Annotated in this window: 8 protein-coding genes; 5 read left to right on the top strand and 3 right to left on the bottom strand. The window is 67.8% G+C overall.

What is annotated here, in order from left to right; translation table 11 throughout:
* Positions 1–450 precede the first annotated feature (450 nt).
* The 3 genes from AS25_RS05060 to AS25_RS05050 are packed head-to-tail and all read left to right on the top strand — an operon-like array spanning position 451 to position 2,274.
* Complete coding sequence (locus tag AS25_RS05060; protein WP_035962250.1) at positions 451–867, top strand: DUF3052 domain-containing protein; 417 nt, start codon at positions 451–453, stop codon at positions 865–867.
* Positions 868–907: 40 nt separating this feature from the next.
* Positions 908–1,369 carry a redoxin domain-containing protein gene (locus tag AS25_RS05055; protein WP_035962248.1) on the top strand — a complete coding sequence of 154 codons (462 nt, stop codon included), beginning with the start codon at positions 908–910 and terminating at the stop codon, positions 1,367–1,369.
* Entirely contained in the window at positions 1,369–2,274 is a 906-nt protein-coding gene (locus AS25_RS05050; protein WP_084118002.1) for a Sir2 family NAD-dependent protein deacetylase, read from the top strand. The genes AS25_RS05055 and AS25_RS05050 overlap by 1 nt, the downstream gene beginning before the upstream one ends.
* Before the next feature lie 152 nt (positions 2,275–2,426).
* Here the strand turns inward: AS25_RS05050 and ppgK are convergent, their stop codons facing one another.
* Together ppgK and map are read right to left on the bottom strand one after the other, a co-directional pair.
* Positions 2,427–3,260, bottom strand: a complete 834-nt coding sequence (ppgK, locus tag AS25_RS05045; protein WP_035962246.1) for a polyphosphate--glucose phosphotransferase — start codon at positions 3,258–3,260, stop codon at positions 2,427–2,429.
* Positions 3,261–3,332: 72 nt separating this feature from the next.
* Positions 3,333–4,229, bottom strand: coding sequence for a type I methionyl aminopeptidase (gene map / locus AS25_RS05040; RefSeq protein WP_035962244.1), 897 nt, complete (start codon positions 4,227–4,229; stop codon positions 3,333–3,335).
* Positions 4,230–4,412: 183 nt separating this feature from the next.
* Between map and AS25_RS14570 the strand changes: the two genes are divergently transcribed.
* On the top strand, positions 4,413–4,589 hold the full coding sequence (locus AS25_RS14570) for an SPOR domain-containing protein (RefSeq protein ID WP_156960895.1): 177 nt from the start codon (positions 4,413–4,415) through the stop codon (positions 4,587–4,589).
* Positions 4,590–4,652: 63 nt separating this feature from the next.
* On the opposite strand, the gene panB is transcribed toward AS25_RS14570, so the two are convergent.
* Positions 4,653–5,507 (bottom strand): 3-methyl-2-oxobutanoate hydroxymethyltransferase, encoded by an 855-nt coding sequence (gene panB / locus AS25_RS05035; protein ID WP_035962241.1) that lies wholly within the window; start codon positions 5,505–5,507, stop codon positions 4,653–4,655.
* 237 nt (positions 5,508–5,744) lie between these two features.
* Here panB and AS25_RS05030 point away from each other — a divergent pair, with 237 nt between their 5' ends.
* Positions 5,745–7,088: a glutamine synthetase family protein gene (locus AS25_RS05030; RefSeq protein ID WP_035962238.1), complete on the top strand. Its 1,344-nt coding sequence runs from the start codon at positions 5,745–5,747 to the stop codon at positions 7,086–7,088.
* The last annotated feature ends 3 nt before the right edge of the window (positions 7,089–7,091 follow it).

Here is a 7,091-nt window from a genome sequence, read left to right as displayed (position 1 = left end):
TCCACTCCTGCGTCTCCTGAACATCAGCGTCCTGAAGATTATTCGTCAACCCACTCAAAATGTGGTGATTGCTGTCGGAAGACACGAGAACCTCTCTATCGTCAGCTCCGTGTCACGGGATCCCCGGTGTCGGAGCGGTGTGTCAGGCGGCGGGTGCTCGGACAGGCCGATGCCGTCGTCCTCTCATCGTGTCACACGCGACGGCGTCACCGGCAGTGACCACACCGTTCCACGCGTCACACCGCCCGCGCCGGGCCGCCACGGGTGTGGAACGTGTCACAAGTCACCCGATTCGCCCCGCCGTTCGTGGCGTGGCTTGAACGCGGGGACAATCCGGTGTTGTCTTTATTACGCACCGTTGACATCCCCGTCACGGTGAGGGTGAGGTCCGGCAGCGTCGTCGATCCGGCGGTCCGGCCCCGCGCGAGACAGCAGTGAAGGAGAGTTACGGTGAGCGAGGCGAAAGCCCCCGAGGAGAGCATTGCGGCGCAACTGAATCTGAAGGACGGCGACTACGTCCAGGAATTCGGTTACGACGACGATGTCGACGCGGATCTGCGCGAGCGGATCGAGGACGCGATCGGCTCGGAGCTCTTCGACGAGGATGCGCAAGAGGTCGTGGACGCCGTCGTGCTGTGGTGGCGTGACGGGGACGGCGATCTGGTGGACGAGCTCGTGGACGTCCAGACCACCCTCGACGACGGCGGTGTCGTGTGGTTGCTGACGCCCAAGGCCGGCCGCCAGGACCACGTCTCTCCCGCTGACATCCAGGAAGCAGCCTCGACCGCCGGTCTGCACGTCACGAGCGCGGCACGGGTCTCCCCGGACTGGTCCGTCTCCCGCCTGACCCCCAAACGAAACTTCTGAACGCGCGCCGCGGCGCTCCCGCGCGGCAGGAAGGGCCCTCATGAGTGCCATCGGATCCACCGCGCCGGACTTCACGCTCCCCGACCGTCACGGCGAGTCCCGCTCCCTGGGCGACTACCGGGGTGCGCCGGTCGTGCTCGTGTTCTTCCCCTACGCGTTCTCGCCGATCTGCACGGACGAGCTGTGCCATCTGCAGGATCACGCGGACATGTTTGATGAGTTCGACGCCGTCGTGGTGTGCATTTCCACGGACAGCCACTTCGCATTGGACGCGTTCGCGCGGCAGGAGTCCTACGACTTCCAGATGCTCTCCGATCACTGGCCCCACGGGGACGTGGCCCGCCGCTACGGTGTCCAGGACGAGGACGCAGGGTGCGCCCAGCGCCACACCATCACCATCGACGCCCGCGGGATCATCCGTGACGTCAGCTCCGCCGACATCACCCAGGCGCGGGAATGGGATCGGCTGCGGGGCGTCCTCGAGAACCTGCCCCGGTCCTGATGCCCCTGCGAGTACTGCGCGCCGGTTACGGCGCACCGGTGGACGAGAGCCTCTTCCCCGATCCCCATGCACTGAACGCCCAGGAAGGTCTCCCGCGCGTTCTCGAGGTGCTGCGCGGCAAGCGGATCGCGGTGCTCACGGGCGCGGGGGTGAGCACCCCGTCCGGGATCCCCGACTACCGCGGCCCCGGTGCCAAACCCCGTTCCCCCATGACGTACCAGGAGTTCATGGGCAGCGTGGCGAGTCGCCGGCACTACTGGGCCCGTAACCAGTACGGCTGGCACTTCGTGGCCCGGGCACAACCGTCCGCCGCCCACGAGGCGCTGGCCCGGCTCGAGGCCGCCGGTCTGGTGGACGGGATCATCACCCAGAACATCGACCGGCTGCACCAGAAAGCCGGCTCCGTGGCCGTGGTGGACCTGCACGGCACCTACGCGTGGGTGTTGTGCACCTCGTGCTCGTCCCGGTTCCCCCGGGAACAGGTCTCGCGCTACCTGGACGAGTTGAACCCCGGGTTCTACGACGGCATGGCCTCGGCGGACGACATCGAATACGCCCCTGACGCGGACGCCACCGTGGAGCACACCGGCGGTTTCCGTGTGTGGGACTGCCCCGTGTGCCAGGGGGTGCTGAAACCGGACGTCGTGTTCTTCGGGGAGAACGCGCCGTCGCACCGCGTGGCCCTGGCGCGGCGCTTGGTCGCGCGGTCCGAGGCGCTACTCGTGGCGGGATCGTCGCTGACCGTGAACTCCGGACGCCGGTTCGTGCGGCAAGCAGACCGGGAGGGGATCCCCGTGGTGATCGTCAACCACGGCGTCACCGGAGGGGACTCGATGGCCACCGTGAAGGTGGACGCTCCCGTGGGGGAATTCCTCGCCGACCTGGGCGAACACCTGACGGCTTGATCCGAATGCGTTGAGTACTTAGACTCTCAATATGAGACCCCGAGGGTCCGCGGAGGGGAAGCCGCGGTCACCTTCGGGGTCTCACCCATGTCCGGGGCGGGTCGGTACCGTCCCGAGCGCGGAGGATCTTCGCGGCCCGGGACGGGCGTCCGTCACTTCACGGGGTCGATGACCGGCTTGGCGGCCTGGGCGTCCCGGCACTGCTGGGCCCACAGCGCAGCACCCACGATGCCGGCGTTGTTGCGCAGCGCGGCGATCTCTACCGGTGTCCGCAGTTCGAGGTAGGGCAGGAACTTCTCCGAGTTCTTGGACACACCGCCCCCGATCACGAACAGGGACGGGGAGAACAGGAACTCCACGTGGGAGAAGTACCGCTGCAGCCGCTTCTTGGCCCACTTCTTCCAGGGCAGCTGCTCGCGTTCCCGGGCGGCGGCCGAGGCCTTGGTCTCGGCGTCGTGCCCGTCGATCTCCAGGTGACCGAGTTCGGCGTTCGGGACCAGCTGGCCGTTGAGGATCATCGCGGAGCCGATCCCGGTGCCCAGGGTGATCACCATGACCAGACCCTCCTTGCCCTTGCCCGCACCGTAGTGCGCCTCGGCGAGCCCGGCGCCGTCGGCGTCGTTGAGGGCCTCGACCTCGCGGCCCAGCGTCTCGGTCATGAGGGCGTCCACGTTCGTGTTGATCCACGACTTGTCCACGTTCGCCGCGGACAGTGCCACCCCGTTCTTGATGATGGCCGGGAAGACGATGCCCACGTGACTGTCCGGGGCCGGGGCCTCGGGTCGGGACTGCAGTTCGTCCACGATCTGCTTGACGACGCCGGCCACGGCTTCCGGCGTGGCCGGCTGCGGCGTGGGGATGCGGAACCGTTCACCCACGAGTTGGCCGGTGGTGAGGTCCACGATCCCACCCTTGGTGCCGGTACCACCAATGTCGATTCCGATGCCACACTGCGATACGACACCCTGCGGAGTACCTGAGCTCATGAACGGTCCCTTCGGTTCACGGTGGAAACTATGCGGAGGTGGACGCGACGCAGCCCGCCTCGTCGCTCGATCTTACGGGAGGGTGAGGATCTCCACACCGTCATCGGTCACGACCATGGTGTGTTCGAACTGTGCAGTGCGCATCTTGTCGTGGGTCGTGATGGTCCAGTCGTCGGACCATTGGTCCCACGTGATGGAACCGAGGGTCAGCATGGGTTCGATCGTGAAGATCATCCCGGGCACCATCTCGGTGTCGTAGGACGGCGCGGCGTCGTAGTGCGGGACGATCAGACCCGTGTGGAACTCGCGCCCCACGCCGTGCCCGGTGAAGTCGCGCACGACCCCGTAGTCGAAACGCTTGGCGTACTTCTCGATGACGCGCCCGATCACGTTGATCTCACGCCCGGGACGCACGGCCTTGATCCCGCGGTTCATCGCCTCGTGGGTGCGTTCTACGAGCAGGCGGGAGTCCTCGTCCACGTCACCCACCAGGAACATGGCGTTGGTGTCCCCATGCATGCCGTTCTTGTACGCGGTGACGTCCAGGTTGATGATGTCCCCGTCCTCGAGCACGGTGGAATCGGGGATGCCGTGACAGATCACCTCGTTGAGTGACGTGCAGATGGACTTGGGGAACCCGCGGTACTCGAGGCACGAGGGGTATGCCCCGTGATCACACATGTACTCGTGCGCGATCCGGTCCAGTTCGTCCGTGGTCACGCCGGGCTTGGCCTCCGCGCCCGCGGCCTGCAGCGCACGGGCGGCGATCCGGCCGGCCTCGCGCACCAGCTCGATCTCTTCGGGGGTGTACACGTTGGAGGCGTGACCCTCGTTCGCGTCCCGGCGTCCCACGTACTCCGGCCGCTCGATCCCGCCCGGGACGTGGCGCCGCGGGGTGAGGCTCCCGGGGCGCAGCGCGCCGCGCGGTGCGGTGGATCCGGGTGCTGGTGCGAGATTGTGCGTGGTCACGATGGGTCATTGCCTCCTGCGGCGATCGCGGGCGTGTTCGTGCTGTGAGGCGTCATGGCGCCCCGAACACCTGGTTCAGCAACTAGCCTAATCCTTGAGTCCCGGGCCCGTTCGGCCGGGAAGGTTCGCGACCCCGCCGCGGGGCGGGTGTACGGCGCACGGCGCCGCACAGGGAGGAAGATCATGGCCGAGTACTGGTACAACCTCTACACCAAGCAGGTCGAGGAAGGCCCCAAGGACGACTACCGCAAGCTCATGGGCCCCTACGCGACCCGCGAGGAGGCCTCTCGCGCCCTCGAGCACGCCGCGGAGAACACCAAGCGCTGGGACGAGGAGGACGCCGCGTTCAAGGGTGACTGATCCTGCGGGGCCGGGCGGCGGCGACGTCGCCCGGCCCCGTTCTCGTTCGGGGCGACCCGGGCGTCACCCCCGGTAGGAGTGCTCCTCGGCCGGGAACGCACCCGAGCGGACGTCGGCCACGTAGCCGCGCACGGCGTCGTCGGCGACCTGAGCGAGCTGCGCGTACTGCTTGACGAAGCGCGGCATCTTCCCGGTGCGCAACCCCAGCATGTCCTGCCACACCAGCACCTGGCCGGTGGTCACGTTCCCGGCGCCGATCCCCACCGTGGGGATCCGCAGCTCATCCTCCACGCGTGCTGCGGCGTCCGCGGACACCATCTCCAGGACGACGGCGAAGCACCCGGCGTCCTGCACGGCACGGGCGTCGCGCAGCAGCTGCTCCCCGGCCTCACCGCGGCCCTGGATCCGGAACCCGCCCAGCGCGTGCTCGGACTGCGGAGTGAACCCCACGTGACCCATCACCGGGATCCCGGCACGCACCACGGCGGCCACGTGCTCCGCGAGCGCCTCCCCGGCCTCGATCTTGACGGCGTGGGCGCCGGACTCCTTCATGATCCGCACGGCGCTGCGCACGGCTTGCTCCGGGGACTCCTCGTACGAGCCGAAGGGCAGGTCCACGACCACCAGGCTGCGCTGCACGCCGCGCACGACCGCGGCGGCGAACGTGATCATGTGCTCGAGCGTGACCGGCAGGGTGGACTCGTGTCCGAGCACCGTGTTGCCGAGCGAATCACCCACGAGCAGGACGTCCACGCCGGCTCGGTCGAAGATCCCCGCGGTGAGCGTGTCGTAGCTCGTGAGCATGGAGAACTTCTCCCCGGCGTCCTTGGCACGCTGCAGGTGCAGGGTCCGCACGCGGGCGATCTGGGCGAGGGATTTCTCGGCGGGGGAACCGGACGAAGGTTGCGTTTCGCTCATGGTGTCAGGGTACCGGCCGGTCGGGCCCAGGGGTTCCGGGCGGGGAGCGGCACTGACTCGGCGACCCGATCTCCGTGCGGACCGGGGCGGGAACACGCAAGCGGACAGATGGGGGAGACGGGCGCGAGGAACGCTGCTGCGACCGATACAGTTGTGACGTGGCTCGTCCCGGGCATGGCCCCGGCGCGTGAGCCCGCAGCCGCTGTGTCACACGCCCCAGGAATCCGAGGTGGACCCATGGACCGTCAGCAAGAATTCGTTCTGCGCACCATCGAGGACCGGGATGTCCGGTTCGTCCGGTTGTGGTTCACGGACGTCGTGGGGACCCTCAAGTCCATTGCGCTGGCACCCGCTGAGGTGGAGGCCGCGTTCGAGGAGGGCCTCGGGTTCGACGGCTCCTCGATCGAGGGGCTGTCGCGGATCTTCGAGTCCGACATGCTCCTGCAACCGGATCCCTCCACGTTTCAGTTGCTGCCGTGGCGCGGGGAGGACGAGCCGACCTCCCGGATGTTCTGCGACCTGAAGACCCCGGACGGTGAGCCCTCCGCGGCGGATCCCCGCGGGGTTCTGCGCCGCGTGCTCGCCAAGGCCTCGGACATGGGCTTCACGTGCTACACCGCTCCCGAGATCGAGTTCTACCTGTTGCGCTCGCCCGAGCTGGACCCGCGCACCGGCGAACCCGTACCGGTGGACTACGAGGGGTACTTCGATCACGTCCCGGGGGGAGTGGTCCAAGACTTCCGCCGCACCGCGGTGAACATGCTCGAATCGGTGGGCATCTCCGTGGAGTTCTCGCACCACGAGGCCGGACCGGGTCAGAACGAGATCGACTTGCGCTACGCGGACGCGCTGCAGACCGCGGACAACATCATGACGTTCCGCACCGTGGTGCGCGAGGTGGCCCTGTCGCAGGGGATCTACGCGACGTTCATGCCCAAGCCGTTCTCCCGCCACCCCGGCTCCGGGATGCACACGCACTTCTCCCTGTTCGAGGGGGACACCAACGCGTTCTACGAGGCCGGGGCGGAGTTCCGGCTCTCGGAGACCGGGCGGCACTTCATCGCCGGGCTGCTGCGCCACGCCCCCGAGTTCACGTCCGTGACCAACCAGTTCGTGAACTCCTACAAGCGACTGTGGGCCGGTGACGAAGCGCCGTCGTACATGTCCTGGGGCCACAACAACCGTTCGGCGCTGGTGCGCGTGCCGCTCTACAAGCCGGACAAGGTGCAGTCCTCCCGGATCGAGTACCGGGGCATCGACTCGGCCACGAACCCGTACCTGTCCTACGCGGCGTTGCTGGGGGCGGGGCTCAAGGGGATCGAGAACGAGTACGAGCTGCCGCCCGTGGAGATGGATGACGTGTTCGCCATGAGCAGCGCCGAGCGCCGGGCCGTGGGTCACCAACCCCTTCCGGGCAGCCTCCACGACGCGATCCGGCTGACCGAGGAGTCCGAGTTCATGGCGGAGCTGCTGGGCGAGCAGGTCTTCGAGTACTTCCTGCGCAACAAGCGCCGTGACTGGGACCAGTACCGCCAGGAGGTCTCGCCCTACGAACTGCGGACCAACCTGGGCATCCTGTAGGGG

The organism is Kocuria marina, from assembly GCF_000786655.1.
In the GTDB taxonomy this organism is placed as follows: Bacteria; Actinomycetota; Actinomycetes; order Actinomycetales; family Micrococcaceae; genus Kocuria; species Kocuria marina_A.
This window is presented reverse-complemented; position numbering and strand designations above follow the sequence as displayed.